Here is a 19643-nt window from a genome sequence, read left to right as displayed (position 1 = left end):
ATTGAATTTCATAACTTCATACATACTAATAAAACAAGTACTAGAACGCAGTATAACAGTTGCTGTTATTGTGATTTTGGGTTACAGTTGTGCACCTAAAAATTATAGTTCAACGTCGAAAAAACATGGTTATAAAGAAATAGAATCTTCGACAAATAAAAAAAAGACAGAAAAAATAGCCAAATCGGTGGTAGAAAATGCTCACAAAGAGCTAGGAGCTCCCTACAAATATGGAGGAACAAGTTCAAAAGGTTTTGACTGCTCTGGATTAATTATTACCATATTTAAACAGCAAGATATTATTCTACCTCATAATTCTCTCCAATTATCCAAAACTGGACTAGTAATTAACACAAAAAAAGACAAAGTCAATAAAGGAGATTTAGTATTTTTTTCAAACAACAAAAATAAGACTATAGACCACGTGGGCATTGTAATTGATACCTCTGATGAGGAAATTAAATTTATTCACTCCTCTACTTCAAAAGGTGTAATTGTATCATCTACCAACGAGCCTTACTATAAAAAGAGTTTTGTTCAAGCCAATAGACTTTTTTAATTTTACAATTTTCTTACTAAAAAACTGTTCTTACTTGTTTAAAATGTGTACTTTAGAGTTATGAAAGTACTACATTTCCCACTGATAAAAATTACAATTGGTTTTATAATAGGACTTGTTTTGTCTCATTATATCTTTTTCCCCACAAAATATATTTTTGTAGCAATACTACTTTCAGTTTTTGGATTAGGAGTAATGCACTTCTTTCTCAAAAAAAATATAAATACAGGACTATTACTTGGAATTAATATACTTTTATTAGCGGGATTAGTTGGAGTTTCAACCCAACGCACACATTCTGACAGTTACAAGAAGAGTCACTACTTACAAGTTAAAAATATATTCGAACAAGAAAAAACCTATACATTAATCATTAGAGAAAAATTAAAAAAAACTTCATTTAGTGATCGATATGTAGCAATAGTCACTCACATTAACAATGAAACTAAATCAGGTAAAATAGTCCTGAACATTAATAATGACAGTATCCAAAAAACATTAAAAGTAGGAAATATAATTCAGTTAAAAACCTCAATACACCCCAACACTTCACCCAAAAATCCTTATCAATTTGATTATGGAAAGTATTTAGAAAACAAACATATTTATGGCCAAATGTACACGTCAAGTGACGACATAAAAATTGCAAAACAATTAAAAAAGGATCTTTGGCATTACTCGGATGCATTAAGAACACGAATTTTAAAAAACTTACAACATCATCATTTTAACAATGAAGAACTTCAAGTTGCCATGGCACTTATACTTGGGCAGCAACAAGAAATCTCGCCTACTATTATTAAAGACTATCAATATGCAGGTGCTGTACATATCCTATCTGTTTCAGGACTTCATATAGGTTTCATACTAATGTTTATGACATTGGTTTTAAAACCTATACCAAACAATAAAAAAGGTTCATGGATAAAGCTATTTATTATACTAACTTCACTTATTTTATTTGGTATACTTGCTGGACTAGCACCATCAGTGGTACGTTCTGTGACTATGTTCTCTTTTATTGCAATTGGGAATCATCTAAGACGCAGCGTAAATATATATCATACCTTAATCGTTTCAATTCTAATAATTCTACTTATTGAACCTTCATTTCTATTTGACGTAGGATTTCAACTAAGCTATTTAGCGCTCTTTTTTATAATTTGGCTACAGCCGATGTTAAGCCTACTATACCAACCCAAAAATAAATTAACAAAATATTTTTGGGATATTTTAACCTTATCATTTGCAGCACAAATTGGTACCCTTCCATTAAGCATTTATTATTTTCATCAATTTCCTGGACTCTTTTTTATATCCAATATAATAGTAATACCATTATTAGGTGTAATAATGGTTCTTGGGGTACTGGTAATGCTTTGCGCTGCTGTATATGATACACCACAATTTTTATCTCAATTGTTTGAATGGAGTATCTATTTTCTAAATAAAATCATTCATAGTATTGCCTCCTTTGAACAGTTTATCATTAGAGATATACCTTTCCACTTTTTCATGTTAGTTAGTGCTTATATATCTATAATTTGTATGGTGTTTTGGATTAAAAAACCAAGTTTCAATAAATTAGTTGGAGTATTGACCTCAATTATAGTAATGCAAGCTGGATGTATCTACATGACCTGGCAAGACTCAAACATTAGTGAATTAATTGTTTTTCATTTACCAAAAGAGACGTTAATTACTGTAAAACATGGGATTCACTGCAAGGTATATTGCAACACTATCACTACAAAAGAAAACAAAGCAAAAAGTAACTTAAACACATACTTACTAAGCACTAATGGTATTATACAACGAAAACAGTCTTTAAAAAACTTCATCTATTTCAAGGGAAAAAGAATTTTTGTATTAGACAGCGCGATACAACTTATTCCAAATATAAATCCCGATGTTCTACTATTAACACAATCAACTAAAGTTAATTTAGATCGTGTATTAATGGAGTTAAAACCCAAAATGGTTGTAGCAGATGGATCGAACTTTAGGTCCATACAGCAAACCTGGAAAAAGAGTTGTGATAAACAGAAAATCCCTTTTCACATGACTCATGAAAAGGGATCTTACAGTATGAAATAAATTATACTTAATTATTCTTCGGCTACTGTTAAAAGTATTTTAGCATCAGCTAACCAAGCTTTTACACCTCCAGGTTTATAAGCCATCTTACCTATTAACTGGTAATTTATCTTACCTTTTCTTGAACTCGCTCTAGCAAAACATATTGAGGGATTAACATCCACACCAAAAGCTTTTTTCAAGTTTAAGTTGCGATCAATATACTCATTTCCGTCTTCTTGGGTAAGATCAATTTTAACAATTACAACGTTATCCCTAGACCATAAAGCAAAATCAAGTGTATTTAAAACTTGAGAATACAAAAGGGTATTTGAAGCATTTTTATCTGCAAATAAAAGCAATAATGGCTTATTTTCTTTATTACTAATTTCAATAGCCGCATTTACATCCGTTAACCAATTCAAGGATTGGGCATTCATATTAAAGCTATACGATAGTATAAACACAAAAAGTAAATTCTTAATCATAAGTTAGGTCTTAAAAAGTTTTTATAAAAATAACAAAAAAACAGAATAATCAACAATAAAATGTAGATTTATGTTCAATTAATCTTTATAAAATAACAAAATCTCACCTAATTACTTTTTTAAAAGCTTATTAGCTTCTGTTAACCAGGCTGCTGGTCCTCCGGCAACATATCCCGTACTGCCTAAACCCTCAAAATTGATCTTACCATCAACTGTTTTAGCATTTACAAAATGTACCGTTGGAAAACCTTGTATACCAAAAGCCATTTGCAATTCACTATTCTGCTTTTTAATTTCCTCTGTTTGGGTAGATTTTCTAGGGAAATCAAGTTCAACCAATACTACATTATCATTTGCCCATTTTGCAAATTCAGGTGTTTTTAGCACTTCTTTTTGCAATCTGATACACCAACCACACCAGTCACTTCCAGTAAAAAACAACAACATCGGTTTTTTAGTTTTGGTCGAAACTTCCATTGCCTTGTTAATATTAGTTTCCCAAACCAACTCTTGTGCTTGTGTAGCAACTGAAAAAGTTATCAGTAATAGCGTAATTATAATTTTTTTCATTGTGTTTTAATTTTTACAAATATATTCAAAAATAGTACCAAAAAAGGAGTCGTTACTTTACTTCCTGCATTAATTTTTTAATGAGTGGCGAACTTAAAATCAAAACTAACCCTGCAATTAAAGCATAAATCCCCAATTGGTAATACCCATCAGCATATACGTAAAGTTTATCTAGATTGGATGCATTTTCAGATGCTTCTGCAATATTTGCCCCTAATATTCCAGCAAAATATTGTCCATACGCACTAGCTAGAAACCACATCCCCATGATTACGGCTTGTGTTTTTTGAGGGGATAGTTTAGTCATTGCTGACATTCCTATTGGTGATAAACACAATTCTCCAAAAGTGATGATAAACCAACCTAAAGTAAAAACTCCTAACGAGGTTCTTCCGTTTAGATCAGCAAAGAATTTAGTGTAATAAAATATCCAAAAACCTCCAGCAAGAAATATAAATGCCAAACCAAATTTAATAACAGTATTAGGTTCAATTTTTCTTTTAGCCATTCCTAACCAAACTAATCCTACCAATGCTGCAAAACCTATAACAAAAAACGAATTGGCTGCATTGTTTACTCCATTTGGACTTAATTCAACTCCTAAAATATCATTATTTAAATTATTTGCAGCAAATAAGCTTAACGAACCGCCACTTTGCTCGAAAAACGCCCAAAAGAAAATAGAAAAAATGATAAACACTAAAGCAGCTAAAAGCTTTTTATTTTCTGCCAAAGAAAAATTCTTCATTTCATAGAACAAATACAATATAGAGGCAGGACCAATAAAAATCATAAAATAATCGGTATACTGGGTATTTGCAACCATGATTATTATTAACGGAATAATACAAAGCGAACCTATATAAGTTGCAATTTCAAGATTTTTTTTCTTCGATTTTTCAATATCCATCAAGGGTGAAAGTCCTATTGGCCCTAAACTTTTTTGAGTTTGAGTAAAGGTTAGCAAACTTACAATCATTACAACTGCTGCAAACCCGAAGCCAACATTCCATCTTAAATTTTCCGGTACTAATGATTGCCACATAGAACCTTCAGCTACAGCTATACAAATATAACCACCAATTAATGCTCCAAGATTTACACCCATATAAAAGAATGAAAAACCAGCATCTCTTCGTGGATCGTCATTTTTATATAACTGTCCCACCATTGATGAGATGTTGGGTTTAAAAAAACCTGTTCCAACAATTGTAAAACCCAAACCAATAAAGAAAAAATTCTTAGGATCAACGGCTAGAATGACACTTCCTATAATCATTAAAATTCCACCCCAAAAAAGTGACTTTCTTAAACCTAAAATTTTGTCAGCAAATAATCCTCCGATAAATGTAAAGGCGTACACCCAAGCCTGAGTGGCACCATATTGCAGGTTAGCTACCGTTTCATTCATAGCCAAATGATTCACCATGAAAACCACGAGCATACCTCGCATACCATAGAAACAAAAACGTTCCCACATTTCGCTAAAAAACAAATACCACAATTGTTTTGGATACTTTCCTTTGAAATTTTGAATTTCTTCTAATGATTGATTGATTTCCATACCTTAATTAATTCCGTGGTCTTTCATTACTTTGTTTAAATTTTTAACTAAAGCAAACATTAAAAGTGTAGCAAACATCAGTAAAGCAAAATTCACCCAAAAGAAATTGGCCTTATCGTCATATTGATCCCACATACTTGCCAGAACTCCAGATAATTTATTTCCAATAGACGTTGATAAAAACCATCCACCCATCATTAAAGCAGTTATATTTTTAGGAGACAATTTAGATACAATTGACAATCCCATCGGGCTGAGAAATAATTCTCCAATGGTTATAATTCCGTAATTAGCAACAAGCCACCAAACGGATACTTTTTCAGCTCCATTGTTTCCAATGTGAACAGCAGCGACCATCACTAAAACGGATAAGGCTGAAATTAATAATCCAAAAGCAATTTTAGTTGGAGTAGATGGTTCTTTTTTCCTGCTTCGTAAAAAAGTAAAAAAAGCAACAACCAAAGGTGTTAAAATAATTACCCAACCTGGATTTATCGATTGACTTAAATTTGCCGACCATGTAAATATTTGACTTTCCTCTTTTGGTAATTTCTCTTTCGCTACATTTCTAAAATACAATGGATAATCTACAACCTTTGTAACTTCGCCATCTTTTTTCTGAATTCTAAATGCCGCATCGTACAATGCAACTGAATCTTTTTTAAAAGTTAGCGTATCGGTAAGGTTTAGTTTAGATCCTATTTGTTGTGAAGTCCCTGTTAATTCTCTGTCAGTATATTTATCACCCCAATTATTTAGTGCAGAACCATTCAATTTAAACACTGCCCAAAATAAAATCACTACTGCAAAAATTGAAAGCAACGCACCGATTGGTCTTTTGTCTTCAACTTTAGCTTTGAAATATAAACTTCCGTAAAAAAACACAATTGGAATACAGGCAAATATAAAAGCATCGGTGCTATCAGATCCAAAAACAGAACTATCAACAATCATTTCTGACTGAACACCTTTCAAAAACCAACCTATAACTCCAAAAACAACTGATGGCACTAAAATATACAATACAATTTTATAAAACGGCATGTCTCCTTCTTGTACTCCTTTTTTATCGGTTTTATCTCCGTAATGTTTGGTTCCCAATAAAAATACAATCACACCAATAAACATTCCGACCCCTGCAGCCATAAAAGCCTCTTGCCAACCGAAAAGAATTTTCAGAGCAGCCCCAAAAAAATTACAAATAAAAGCACCAACATTAATTCCCATGTAGAAAATATTGTACCCTTCATCTTTTTTATCTTTATACTGTTCATCATTGTAGAAATTACCTAACAGTGTTGAAATATTAGGTTTGAAAAATCCGTTTCCTATAATTACCAAAGTCATGGCAAAATACAACATCGGCAAACTGTGAATTCCCATCATGAGATAACCTGCACCCATCATCAATCCTCCAATTACGATTGACTTTTTATATCCTAAATATCTATCGGCAATTAATCCCCCAATAAATGGAGTTAAAAATACCAAAGCAATGAAAGTTCCATACAAATCAGAAGCTTCTTTCTCCGTCATGGCAAATCCAGCCTCAACATCTTTAAGATATAAGGTAAAAATTCCGATCATTAAATAATAACCAAAACGTTCCCACATTTCGGACAAAAATAAGTAAGGCAATGCTTTAGGGTGACTTTTCCACATAGTATATTGGTTTAAAAAACAAACCTACAAGGATTTCTTGTAGGTTTGAAAGATATAAAAATATTTTTAAAATTTAGTTAACGCACACCGTGCATCATTTTTTTCAATTTTGGAGTTAATGCCATTAATATAACAGCTGCCAATCCGCAAAGAATAACGAATACCATGAAAAATTCAAATAAATTATGAATCTCAAATCCGGCAAAAACTGGATTGTTTGGACTGATTTGATTTTTCTCTAAGATTGCTAATTGTTCTACAGTTAAAGTGATTTTTTTATCTAAAACCGCTTGTAAATCTATTCCAAGTTCTTTTGCTTTATTGAATTTATCTCCAGTAGCAGGCAAAATAGAACCTAATGTTCCAGCCAAGGCATAACCTGAAGCATTTGATAAAAAGAATACTCCATATAATAAAGAAGAAAAACGCTTCGGAGATAATTTACCAACTAACGACAGTCCAATTGGTGACAAACATAATTCCGCACAAGTTTGAATTAAATATAAAAGAATCAACCATTTGATAGCAAGCAAACCATTGTTTCCTAAATCTTTAACATTGTAAGCAATAATAAAATAACTCAATGCAATTAACGCTAAACCAACTGCTTGTTTTACAGGTGAAATTGGCTCTCTGTCTTTGCTTCTTAAATAATCCCACAACATACTGAATGGTACTGCAAATGCTACAACAAATAATCCGTTAAAAATTTGAACCATCGATGGCGGCATATTGTACCCGAAAAAGTTTCTATCCGTTTGATTATCGGCAATAAATGTTAAGGATGAACCAGCTTGTTCAAAAGCAGCCCAGAAAAATATAACAAAGAAAGCTACAATATAAATTACAAAAATTCTATCTCTCTCTACTTTTGTAAGTGATGAATCTGAAATTATTAATCCCGCAAGTGATAAACCACTAGCATAAATTAAAGAGTATATAAAGTTTTGTCCGAATACAAAATGGAAAATTAATCCCAATCCGAAGAATGCTACTACTGCACCAATTAATGCTTTCTGCGAAAAAACAGCTTTTTGAGATTCTCCCTCTTCATAGTCAGAAGCATCATTTTTAGAAGGCAAACCACCTAAAGGTTTTCCCTCTGGAGTAACTACATATTTGTTTTTAAGAAAGTAGAAAACTGCAGTTCCTATTAACATAGCAATAGAAGCTGCTAAAAACCCCCATTTAAAGGCATGTATGTCTCTTACTCCATCTGTTTTAACATCACCTACAATTGGGCAAATCAACTGGCCTAAAAAAGCTCCTAAGTTGATACCCATGTAGAAAATTGTAAAGGCTGTATCTAGTTTGCTTTTTTCTTGCTTTGGATATAAACTCCCAACCATGGAAGAAATATTTGGCTTGAAAAAACCATTTCCAAAAATTATAATTCCCAATGCTGACCACATTAGAGTACTTGCTAAACTGATGTTAGTACCAAATACACTAGCACTTATGAATAAAAAGAATTGTCCAATTGCCATCATCAAACCGCCAAGTAAAATACAATTTCTGTTTCCAAAAAACCTATCGGCAATAAAACCACCTAACATAGGAGTTAAATAACAAAGTCCTAAGAATCCTCCATAAATTAAAGAGGCATCTTCTTCTTTCATCATCAGTGAGTTCACCAAGAACAAGGTCAAGATAGCTCGCATTCCATAGAAATTGAATCGCTCCCACATTTCGGTTCCAAATAACACCCAAAGTCCTTTTGGATGTCCTGTTTTTACTGCTGTTTCACTCATTTTTATTAATTTGGTTTGTTTTTAATTATCGCTTTTATAAATTCTCTTTAATGAAATTTGTCATCTTTGTATACAATTGAACCCTAGTTTTACCACCATAAATCCCGTGGTTATTATCAGGATATATCTGAGAATCAAATTGCTTATTTGCTTGTATCAAAGCCTCCATCATTTGCATAGTATTTTGCACGTGCACATTGTCATCTCCAGATCCATGAATCAACAGGTACTTTCCTTTTAATTTATTCACGTGGTTTATAGGGGAATTATCATCATATCCACTAGCGTTTTCTTGTGGCGTAGTCATGTAGCGCTCTGTATATACACTATCGTAAAAACGCCAGTTGGTAACAGGTGCCACAGCAATTGCCATCTTGAAAACATCATTGCCTTTTAGAATACAATTTGAGGCCATAAAACCACCATAAGACCAGCCAAATATACCAATTCTAGATTTATCTACAAATGAATAATTCCCTATTACTTTGGCAGCATCAATTTGATCCTCTACCTCATACTTACCTAGCTGCAATTGAGTCACTTTTTTAAAATCGGCGCCTTTAAAACCGGTCCCTCGTCCATCAACACAAGCTACAATATAACCTTGTTGAGACAACATCATGAACCAGTAATCATCAGTACTGTTCCATTCATTATTTACTTGTTGAGATCCAGGACCAGAATATTGGTACATGAATACTGGATATTTCTTGTTTGGATCAAAATCTTTTGGTTTTATAATCCATGCATTCAATTCTATTCCTTTTGCTGTTTTTAACACAAAAAACTCTTTGGCAGGTAGATCATATTTCTTTAATTTGGCCGCAAGAGCCTCATTATTTTCTATTACTTGAATTTGTTTTCCAGCCTTGGCTTCATTTAAAGTATAAGTAGTAGGCTGCGAAGCGCTAGAATACGTATTGATGTAGTATTGAAAATTTGGGCTAAAAGTAGCTGCATTAGTACCTGTGTTTTGAGAAAGTCGTACTTTTCCTTTGCCATTAAGCAAAACTTTATATACATCTCTATTGATGGAACCATTTTCTACAGATTGATAAAAAACCGAATTAGTTTTCTCATCATAACCATAATAATTAGTTACTTCCCAATTTCCATTTGTAACCTGATTTTTCAAACTTCCATTTTTGTCATACAAGTAAATATGATTGAAACCATTTTTTTCACTCGTCCAAATAAAACTGTTGTCTTTAAGAAAAGTCAAATTATCAGTTACGTCTACATAGGCTTTGTCCTTTTCATTCAAAACTACTTTTGTAGTTCCAGCTGTGGCATCAACAAAAATTAAATCTAAATTGTCTTGATGACGGTTTAAAACCTGAGCTGAAACAAGATTACTGTCATTTGTCCATTTTAACCTGGCAATATAAAAGTCATTGTAATTGCCTAGATTTATGTTTTTCACCGCATTTGCGTCTACATCATAAACGTGCAAAGACACAACCGCGTTCTTTTCGCCAGCTTTTGGATATTTAAAAGTTTGATTTGTAGGATATAAATCTTTGCCAAACATAGACATCGAGAATTCAGGTACCTTACTTTCATCAAAACGAATGTAAGCTACTTTTTTACTATCAGTACTCCAGTCAAAAGCTTTCACAAAAGCAAATTCTTCTTCGTAAACCCAGTCTGTAATTCCGTTTATGATACTATTTTTTTGTCCGTCTGTAGTTATGGCAGTAGATTTAGTAGTAGCTAGATCATAAACATAGAGATTGTTCTCTCTAGCATAAGCAATTTTTTTACCATCAGGTGAAAAGGTTGGCTCTTGAACTTGAAAATCAAAAAGTTTTTTCAACTTTTTTGTAGTTATATCGTACAAATAATAATCAGCTGTAAATGAATGACGAAAAATTTGATTAGAGTTACAAGCCAGCAATATCATTTTTTCTGAGGCATCAAAGGAATAACTGTCTATTCCGCTAGCCAGCTCTTGATGCGATTTAGTATCAATTAAAGTTGCCGTTTTCTTTAAAGTCGCAAAATCATACACATCAATTTGCATACTCCTAGATTGCATATCTACGTTTAAAACAGTGTATTGATTCGTGTTTTTTAAGGATTGCAATTCATCCATTCCTTTGGCTCGAAATGTACCGTTGTACATTTCATCAATGGTTATTTTTTGTTGTCCAATAACCGAAAAACAAATAAATAAAAATAAAGCGATATAATTTTTTGAATACATACTATTAAATTAAGGATAAAAAACCGTCAATTTTAGTGAAAAAATTACAATAATCAGTTATTTTTTATGTTAAATGTAAAAACAGGTTATCACAACTCACTCCTATTGAAATGATTTAGATTGCAAATAAAACCGCTAATAACGTATCTTTGCAGTATAGTACACCCTAATCAATTGAGAATGAACAAGACCATAAGTGGATTTTCAAAATTATCAAAAGAAGAAAAAATCAAATGGATTGCAACAGAATATTTCTCCAATCCATCTGAAGCAATTGCGGTAATTAAAAATTATTGGAACAACGATGAAAAAATTCAACAACTTCATGATGAATTTATAGAAAACACGATTACAAATTTTTATATACCCCTTGGAATTGCTCCCAATTTTTTGATAAACGGCAGGTACCACACCATTCCAATGGCTATTGAGGAAAGCTCTGTGGTTGCAGCAGCATCAAAAGCTGCCAAATTCTGGGCTACACGAGGAGGTTTTAAAACCACGGTTATCAATACTGAAAAAATCGGCCAAGTTCATTTTATATTCAAAGGTGATGTATCTAAACTAAGCCTATTTTTTGCTCAAAACAAAAGTAAATTTTTCTCTGAAACCGAGTCGATCACCGCTAATATGCAAAAACGCGGCGGTGGAATTACCGATATAATTTTAAAAGATAAAACTGATTTATTACCCAACTATTATCAGTTACATGCTACTTTTGAAACTAAAGATAGCATGGGTGCCAATTTTATAAATTCGTGTTTGGAACAATTTTCCAAAACCTTAAAAGAAGAAGCACAACACTATGATTTATTCTCAAAATCAGAGAAAGAAATTGAAGTAGTAATGAGCATTCTTTCAAATTATGTTCCAAATTGCATTGTAAGAGCCGAAGTTTCGTGTCCAATTGCTGACTTAGAGGAAAAACAAATTCCAAACCCGCAGGTATTTGCAGAGAAATTTGTGCAAGCGGTTCAAATTGCCGAAGTAGAACCATACCGCGCCGTTACTCACAATAAAGGAATCATGAACGGAGTGGACGCCGTTGTACTGGCTACAGGTAATGATTTCCGTGCGGTTGAAGCCGGAATTCACGCCTATGCTTCCCGTAACGGAACCTATTCTAGTCTTTCCCATGCCAAAATAGAAAATGGAATTTTTTCTTTTTGGTTGGAGATTCCGTTAGCATTAGGAACTGTTGGAGGATTAACATCGCTGCATCCTCTTGTAAAACTTTCTCTCGAAATGCTAGAAAAACCCTCTGCACAAGAACTCATGCAATATGTTGCAGTTGCAGGTTTAGCACAAAATTTTGCAGCCTTGCGTTCGTTGACTACCACCGGCATTCAAGAAGGTCACATGAAAATGCACTTAAATAATATAATCAATCAATTTGAGGCCAGTAATGAAGAACGTCTTTTGATTCAAAATCATTTCAAAAAGAATGCTGTTTCTCATAGCGCCGTAGTTTCCTTTATTGAAAACCTAAGAAAATAAGATTGATTTTTGATTTTCCAATCAAAATTAAAAACCTTGATTTGGATTAAAACAATACTGATGAAAAAAACATTTTACAGCAATGGTAAACTTCTAATTACTGGAGAGTATCTTGTTCTTGATGGCGCACAAGCCTTTGCATTGCCTACAAAACAAGGACAAAACCTTTGTGTAGAAACAAGTAAAAACAATGAAATCGTTTGGACAAGTTATGACTTTGATGGTCAAATATGGTTTCAAGACACTCTTTCATTTTCTGATATTACTAATGAGACTAAAGATCAAACGGAATCTGTAAAAAGTACACTTACCACTATTTTACACGAAGCCTATAAATTGAATCCTGAATTCATTCTCAATGCTAATGGATACATTATTACCACTGAACTCAGTTTTTCCAAAAATTGGGGTTTAGGGACGTCATCCTCTTTAATCAACAATATTGCCCAATGGTTACAAATTGATGCCTTTACGTTGTTAAAAAACAGCTTTGGAGGTAGCGGATATGATATTGCTTGCGCACAAAATAACACTCCCATTCTTTTTCAGATAAAAGATGGCAATCCAACCGTTAAACAAATTGAATTCAATCCTGAGTTTAAAAAAAATATCTATTTTGTATATCTCAATAAAAAGCAAAATAGTAAAACTGCCATTACAGCCTATCAAAAAAATAAAAAAAACAACCTAGCCGAATCCATAGCTTTAAATGACCAATTGACAACAGCTGTTTACAACGCTCCTACTCTTTTAGCATTTAAATATGCATTAACGCAACACGAAGCACACTTGAGTTCCATTTTAGAAACTACAATAGTGAAAGACACTTTATTTCCTGACTTTGATGGCGTTTTAAAAAGCCTTGGCGCTTGGGGCGGAGATTTTATAATGGCAGTATCAGAACATAATCCAACCGCTTATTTTAAATCAAAAGGATATGAAACTGTAGTTCCATATAAGGATATGATCTTGTAGTACATTTTAATCCATAAAAAAACCCGATACTTTGTCAGTATCGGGTTTTTTTAGTATTCGGAGTAGATTAGTAATTAAAATCTATCCTGTTATCTTCAATTTTTGCGTTTTCTTTAAGAGCAGGAATAACTCTATTCGCGTCTGATGCACTTTGAGCTTTCAACTTTGTAACATAAGCAGCATGGCTTTTTAAAGCTGGCGCTTTTACAACACCTACATTTTTCACCACATAAACTCCTGTATTACCTTCAATTGGTGCAGAAAGTTTGTTAGCTGATAATGCAAAAGCGTTTCCAACAACTTTTGGTTCTGGACCTACATTTGGTAACATAGAGTTCTCCATTGTTAATCCTGTTGCTTGTTGAACTGTTCCACCTACTGCTTTTGCAATAGCTTCAAGAGAAGAACCATTCATTTTAGCTTTGATTAATTCAGCTTTCTTTTTGTTTTTCAAAATAGATTCTACGTAAGGTCTTGCTACTGAAACGGCGATCAATCCAGAATCGTCAATGCTTTTTAATTTAGTAATAACATGCCCAACATTAGCTACTTCAAAACGTTTTACATCACCTACTTTTACTCCTTTTTCAAAAGCCCAACGAACAATTGTTCTTTGGTTTCCAAGAGTACCGAAATTTTCATCTAACCCTTTAACAGATACTGCAGGTGCAACTTTTAAACCTAATGTTTTTGCAACCGAATTAAGATCTTTATCAGCTGCATCCATCTCTAACTTTGTAGCTTGAGCAAATATTTTATCAGCAGTAGCCTCAGAAGCCTCCACTTTTTGAGCTACAGTTGCTAAACGAATTCCATCTTGTTTATCAGTAACTTTAATTACGTGGAAACCAAATTGAGTTTCTACTAAACCTACTTTACCAATACCATTACTAAAAACAAAATCATTAAAAGGTTTTACCATTTGGTTTGGACCAAAATAACCTAAATCACCACCTTGTTGTGCAGAAGAGTCATCAGAAGCTGTAAAAGCCAACATCATAAAACTATCCGGATTTGCAGTTACCTGAGCTAAAATACTTTCAGCTTTTGCTTTTGCTTCCTCCTTAGTTCTTTTTTCTTTTTGATTAGGAACTTGAGAACCTTCATACCCAATTAATATATGACTTGCTTTAACATTTACTGCTAATTTTTTACCCATAGACTTTGACAAACAAATGTATTTACCAAACATGTACGGACCATAAACAGCACCAGGAGCAAGGTTAAACAATTTATCAGCATCTACAGCTGGTAAGTCTTTTTTGGCTATGTATGTAGAGTCATAAGGAATATCAGAATTAGAATTAACGAAATCTACTGCATTAGCTGTAGTTCTAAATCCTGGTAAAGTATCATTTTTACCTGTTTTTTGGTTGTATACCACACTACCAGATAACAATCCGTTTATTCTAGTTTTAATTTCAGATTCATCAGCTGGTGATGCTTTGTCTTCAATTAATACATACTCTACTTCACGAGATTCGTCAGCTTTGTATTTTTTCTTGTTTTTACTCATGAAATCTACAATTTCTGAATCAGAAATTTTAACTTCACTATCTTTAATTGTTGAATACAAACCAGCAACATAAGCAAAATTTACTTTGTTAGATTCCATTTCGTACTTCATCTTACCTTCACTATCCGTTGTAAAAACTGAAGCTTTGATAAGCGTATTGTACAATTGAAACTTAGCATTCAAATCAGCATCTTTTTCTCTGTCTTTCAAAAACTGAGCTTGTTCTGGGTTTGATTTAAAATATTGTTTGAATTTTGCAACATCAAAAACGCCAGCAGCATTTAAAAACAATGGATTACCACCTATGTTTTGATCCGCTTTAAAAATCTCTAACAAATGTTTCTCACCTACACGTAATCCTAGTTTTTCAAACTCAGATGTTAATAAAGCAACAGAAACCTCTTGATCCCATACTCTATTTGCAGCTTGTGTAGAAGTAATACCTTGACCACTTTTTTCAACATTACTAACTTTAACTCTAAAATCTTCAAATGAAATGTCTTTTCCATCAACACTACCTACATCTTTTGAAGTACTGCTAAAACCACCGCTATTGAATATATCACCTATGATAAATGCTAATAAACAAAACCCGATAACGAGTATCAAGAGAAGTGAACGTTGTCTAATTTTTTGTAAAACTGCCATTTTATTGTTGTTAATTTTTATATTCAGTTTGCGAAAATACAATTATCTAATTAATAATTATACTAGTAGCCTTTTATTTTGCAAGAAAATTTATTTTCCCAATAAAATAAAGCCTTGAAGCATTATTTAGTATTTTTAATTTAGCTTAAACCAATGATTTTTGAGGGTATTAAAAACTATTTAGAGCTTTTTTCATAGTCATTGAACCGTTAAAATAAACTTTGAATTAAATCTGAAAAATGATTTAAAACTAAAGTTTCATCAACTAGAAACACTTGTTTTATTGAAGACAAAACCCAACTTTTACCAAATAAAGCTATCTTGTCAAATAAACAAACCAAGTATTTTTATGGTTTCATATTTTTATTTCTTTCCTCAAATTTTTTAGTAAACCTCCTTCTGAAGAAAAACATAAATATTGCAAAAGCTGCTATTATAAAATTCAACCAAGCTTCACCAAGAGCTGGATTGTTGAGTTTTTTAACCCCATCAAAAATAAGATAGGCTGCAAAAAGTAAATAAATGTATTGTGTATATTTAAAATATTTCATGATGATGTGTTTTATTCTTCTGTTTGGACTTCTCCCGTTATTTTTTGTGAATTGATCACTTTGAAATCTTTACTAAAATCTATTCCTTGCCCATTTGAAACTCCTTTTGCCCCAGAAAGCTTAAATTTTCTTTCGGTAAAAAACCATTCGTTTTTTTGATCAAAATACAATTGCTCTGTTTCTAATTTTTGACCGTGTTCGGTGAAAATTTTAACATTACCTTGTAAATCAATCATATTTGTAGCTTTGTAAGAGACTGCATAATTTGATTGAATAAACGTTTTTTTTCCTTTCTTGTCATACAAGGTTACATCAATACCTTTTGGAAATTCAGTAAATGGAAAATCAACGGTGGCATAATCTAGCATTTTTGGACTTACTAAAACCGCGGTAATTCTTCCCGAATCAGTATATTTTAAGTCTACTAAATCAGCATCACTACTGGGTACAAACTCCGAGAAATTAATTTTTTGTATATTTTTAAAATTACTTTCACAACTTCCAAGCGCTAAGGCACAACTGCTAATGGCTGCAAATTTTAAAAAAAAACGTTTCGTAATTGTCATATACAGCTATTAAGAACACAAATTGTAAAAGTCCTAGTAGAATTTTCTTCTTTCAAACCATTTTTCATTTAATGAAAACCCAAGACTAACATTAGCATAATTCTCCTGAATCAAATTAGCTTTTGTAGTACCTCTTTTTCCCATTTCAAATCCAATGTTTACATTAGAGAATGTTCCATTTAGCGGCAAACCTACACCAAGCGTAAGACCCATGTCATTTATAGATTCTGAATTAATAACGAGACCCGTTTTTTCATATCTTAAACCACCTCTATAAACAATTCGCTTAGCATAACTAGTAAAAGAATTGTATTTTGGAATGTAATATCCTCCTAGAGAAACACTACCATATTTACCATAACCTACATTAGCACTGTTATTGTATTCATTGGCTTGACCTGAGTTTTTTCCGTACTCAATTGTACCTCCCAAAAGCCATTTTCTAGCTTCTCCAATACCCCCACCAAGCGCTATTTTACTTGGCATACTTAAATCTTTAGATGAATTGATATCTGCAAGAACATCAACAACCGCGATATTAAAATCCGAATTGTATAGTGCAGTTGCAATGTTGCGAGAGTTATTTGATTTCAAATTACTCTGCAAGGTATAGGTCAAACTGCTATATGCATTAATCTTTTTGTACAATTTAGTTTCAAACATCATTCCCAAACTAAAATTAACACCCGATAAATCAGCAGTGTTTAACTCCCTTGTCCCTATTGAAACATCATTAATGTACTCAAAACTATTAGTCTCAATTTTACCAAAATTATAACTTACATCAGCACCGATGTTAAATTTAGGAGTAACTTTGTAGCCAAGACCTAAAAAAGCTTTATTCAAACCACCTTTTCCATCAAAACGTCTGTTTGTGGCAGCAGCATCCTCAGATGTAGATTGTATTTTAAACCCAACAGAAGAATACGGTATCAAACCAAAACCTAGACCAAATTTACCCATTGGTAATCCAACAGCTAGATAATCTATAGTTGTTCTTTTAGCATTTGCAGATTGCGAATCATTTTTCAAAGTTGTAGTTCCATATGTACCTCCAAGCGCTACACTCGTATATTTCAAATTAGCATAACTTGCAGGGTTTTGTAAATTGATATGTATACTATCTTGCTCCACTGCAACACCAGCCATAGAACGGTATTCATGTGCTCCTCTAAACCTTATTTGTCCTATACCGTAAAAAGAATATGGAGATGCCGATCCTTCTTGTGCGAAAGTTGCTACTGAAAAAAACAAGCAAGAACTTATTAAAATTTTTTTAATCATTTTTTGATATTATAATGGAATTTTCGATTCAAACTCTCTAATAGGAAATTTGAATTGGCAAATATGGTATTTTTTAATCGTTTAGCCAAAAAAACTGCATCACCGCCCGTTAAAATTATTATAAAATTTGGATATCTCAATTTGTAATCCGCTATGAATCCATCGATTTCATGGACCAATCCATTTACAACACCTGAATGAATGGAACTGTTAGTAGAATCGCCAATGCTGTCTTTTGGCATTTCTAAAGTAAGCAAAGGAAGTTTTGCTGTGAAATTGTGTAAAGATTCATATCTCAATCTTAAGCCAGGAGAAATAGCACCACCCAAATAATTATCTTGATCGTCTATAAAATCATAGGTCACACAAGTACCTGCATCTATCACCAACCTGTTTTGCCCCGGAAACTGCAATACAGCACCCGCCGCTAAAACCATTCTATCAATTCCTAATGTCTCGGGTGTAGCATATTTATTAGTAAAAGGATACTCATCCTCACGTCGAACGTAGTGTACTTTTAACTTTGAATGATGTTCTAAAAAAGCAATTTCATCCACAAAACCCACTGATGAAATTGCAACATCAACCACCGATGGGAATTTTTTTAAAATATTTTCAATATTTATTTGAACATCCTCTTTAACAAATACAAAAATCTCTAGAAGCATATTCTCCTCAAAGACAGCTGCTTTAATCCTTGTATTCCCCACATCTATAACTAAAACCATAATTCAATATTTACGATCACGAAGATACAAATTCATTTTTTTTTAAATTTGTTTTGGAGAAACAAAAAATGATTCTATATTTGCACCCGCATTAGCACGGTACCTTAGCTCAGATGGTAGAGCAATGGACTGAAAATCCATGTGTCCCTGGTTCGATCCCTGGAGGTACCACAAAACCCGAATAGAAATATTCGGGTTTTTTGTTTATCTATACTTCTCAAAAAATCAAAAACTAGTTTTTACTTTTTTTTAAAACACTCTGCAACACCAACCAACTATTTTTCACAACACCAGAAATCTATTTGTAGCAATTTTACTATTGCAATACTAAATCTTCCGTTTTCAAAGTCAATTTACAGTCAAAACCTTATTTTACTGATAATACCACAACAAATAATAGATAAAAATAAACAGTATCTATATTTATTTGATTTTTTTTAAATAATTCTAATTTAGAATGTTGCTAATTTAGTATATTTATGCAAAATTTATATACATGGAGCTTTTAGCCTGCCCGAAATGTCAAGGAACCCAAATCACAAAAAGCGGAGTAATCAACAATAAACAAAGGTATTTATGTAAAAAATGCCGCTACTTTTTTACCGTAAATAAATTGGGTAAAAAGATTGATGATTACTATGTTACTAAGGCCTTACAACTTTATTTGGAAGGATTGAGTTTTCGAGAAATTGAACGCATTATTGGCGTTTCGCATGTCACCATTAGTAATTGGGTAAAATCATTTAACATAAAAAAACCATCTCATGCAAATTACCACCCTACCTACAAAATTTTAAGTCACTTAGAACTAATTGAATACTTAAAGAACAAAGCGTTATTATCTGGTGCAGGAATGATTATCACTGAACTGGGAGATAAATTCATGCTAATTAAATGGGAACGATTCAAGGATTAACTATAGACTTTACACAAAAATATATCTGAATTTTTTTTCACAATAAAAAAATAGAATTTGGCACTTTATTAACCGACCATTTACTA

Annotated in this window: 16 protein-coding genes and 1 tRNA gene; 6 read left to right on the top strand and 11 right to left on the bottom strand. The window is 32.5% G+C overall.

Features of this window, described 5'->3' with window-relative positions; genetic code table 11:
- The first annotated feature begins 1 nt into the window (after position 1).
- Together K5V07_RS02255 and K5V07_RS02250 are read left to right on the top strand one after the other, a co-directional pair.
- Positions 2–559, top strand: a complete 558-nt coding sequence (locus K5V07_RS02255; protein ID WP_221916202.1) for a C40 family peptidase — start codon at positions 2–4, stop codon at positions 557–559.
- A gap of 60 nt (positions 560–619) precedes the next feature.
- Positions 620–2656, top strand: coding sequence for a ComEC/Rec2 family competence protein (locus K5V07_RS02250; RefSeq protein ID WP_221916201.1), 2037 nt, complete (start codon positions 620–622; stop codon positions 2654–2656).
- An 11-nt stretch (positions 2657–2667) separates the two neighbouring features.
- Here the strand turns inward: K5V07_RS02250 and K5V07_RS02245 are convergent, their stop codons facing one another.
- From K5V07_RS02245 to K5V07_RS02220, 6 genes are all read right to left on the bottom strand, one after another.
- Positions 2668–3123, bottom strand: coding sequence for a thioredoxin family protein (locus K5V07_RS02245; RefSeq protein WP_221916200.1), 456 nt, complete (start codon positions 3121–3123; stop codon positions 2668–2670).
- A 111-nt stretch (positions 3124–3234) separates the two neighbouring features.
- Positions 3235–3693 (bottom strand): thioredoxin family protein, encoded by a 459-nt coding sequence (locus K5V07_RS02240; protein WP_221916199.1) that lies wholly within the window; start codon positions 3691–3693, stop codon positions 3235–3237.
- A 52-nt stretch (positions 3694–3745) separates the two neighbouring features.
- Positions 3746–5257: a peptide MFS transporter gene (locus tag K5V07_RS02235; protein ID WP_221916198.1), complete on the bottom strand. Its 1512-nt coding sequence runs from the start codon at positions 5255–5257 to the stop codon at positions 3746–3748.
- Positions 5258–5260: 3 nt separating this feature from the next.
- Positions 5261–6919, bottom strand: a complete 1659-nt coding sequence (locus K5V07_RS02230; protein WP_221916196.1) for a peptide MFS transporter — start codon at positions 6917–6919, stop codon at positions 5261–5263.
- Positions 6920–6996: 77 nt separating this feature from the next.
- Complete coding sequence (locus K5V07_RS02225) at positions 6997–8670, bottom strand: peptide MFS transporter (protein WP_221916195.1); 1674 nt, start codon at positions 8668–8670, stop codon at positions 6997–6999.
- 34 nt (positions 8671–8704) lie between these two features.
- Positions 8705–10876, bottom strand: a complete 2172-nt coding sequence (locus K5V07_RS02220; protein ID WP_221916193.1) for a S9 family peptidase — start codon at positions 10874–10876, stop codon at positions 8705–8707.
- Positions 10877–11056: 180 nt separating this feature from the next.
- On the opposite strand from K5V07_RS02220, the gene K5V07_RS02215 reads away from it, so the two are divergent.
- Positions 11057–12373 carry a hydroxymethylglutaryl-CoA reductase, degradative gene (locus K5V07_RS02215; protein ID WP_221916192.1) on the top strand — a complete coding sequence of 439 codons (1317 nt, stop codon included), beginning with the start codon at positions 11057–11059 and terminating at the stop codon, positions 12371–12373.
- Between the two features lie 60 nt (positions 12374–12433).
- Positions 12434–13348: a GYDIA family GHMP kinase gene (locus K5V07_RS02210; RefSeq protein ID WP_221916191.1), complete on the top strand. Its 915-nt coding sequence runs from the start codon at positions 12434–12436 to the stop codon at positions 13346–13348.
- Between the two features lie 67 nt (positions 13349–13415).
- Here K5V07_RS02210 and K5V07_RS02205 read toward each other — a convergent pair whose 3' ends face one another.
- The 5 genes from K5V07_RS02205 to K5V07_RS02185 form a co-directional block, all read right to left on the bottom strand.
- Positions 13416–15512 carry a peptidylprolyl isomerase gene (locus K5V07_RS02205; RefSeq protein WP_221916189.1) on the bottom strand — a complete coding sequence of 699 codons (2097 nt, stop codon included), beginning with the start codon at positions 15510–15512 and terminating at the stop codon, positions 13416–13418.
- A gap of 347 nt (positions 15513–15859) precedes the next feature.
- Positions 15860–16063, bottom strand: coding sequence for a hypothetical protein (locus tag K5V07_RS02200; RefSeq protein ID WP_221916187.1), 204 nt, complete (start codon positions 16061–16063; stop codon positions 15860–15862).
- An 11-nt stretch (positions 16064–16074) separates the two neighbouring features.
- Entirely contained in the window at positions 16075–16629 is a 555-nt protein-coding gene (gene lptC, locus K5V07_RS02195; RefSeq protein WP_221916185.1) for an LPS export ABC transporter periplasmic protein LptC, read from the bottom strand.
- A gap of 33 nt (positions 16630–16662) precedes the next feature.
- Positions 16663–17913 carry a hypothetical protein gene (locus K5V07_RS02190; RefSeq protein ID WP_144891462.1) on the bottom strand — a complete coding sequence of 417 codons (1251 nt, stop codon included), beginning with the start codon at positions 17911–17913 and terminating at the stop codon, positions 16663–16665.
- Positions 17910–18641 (bottom strand): type III pantothenate kinase, encoded by a 732-nt coding sequence (locus tag K5V07_RS02185; RefSeq protein ID WP_221916183.1) that lies wholly within the window; start codon positions 18639–18641, stop codon positions 17910–17912. Before K5V07_RS02185 ends, K5V07_RS02190 begins: the two co-directional genes overlap by 4 nt.
- 98 nt (positions 18642–18739) lie before the next feature.
- Here K5V07_RS02185 and K5V07_RS02180 point away from each other — a divergent pair.
- Positions 18740–18812, top strand: a tRNA-Phe gene (locus tag K5V07_RS02180).
- 325 nt (positions 18813–19137) lie between these two features.
- Positions 19138–19557, top strand: a complete 420-nt coding sequence (locus K5V07_RS02175; protein ID WP_221916180.1) for a hypothetical protein — start codon at positions 19138–19140, stop codon at positions 19555–19557.
- Positions 19558–19643: the final 86 nt, after the last annotated feature.

The sequence above is a fragment of the Flavobacterium sp. CHNK8 genome (genome assembly GCF_019774515.1).
GTDB lineage: Bacteria > Bacteroidota > Bacteroidia > Flavobacteriales > Flavobacteriaceae > Flavobacterium > Flavobacterium tiangeerense.
Note: the sequence above shows the minus strand (reverse complement) of the source record. Positions and strands in the feature narration are given on the sequence as shown.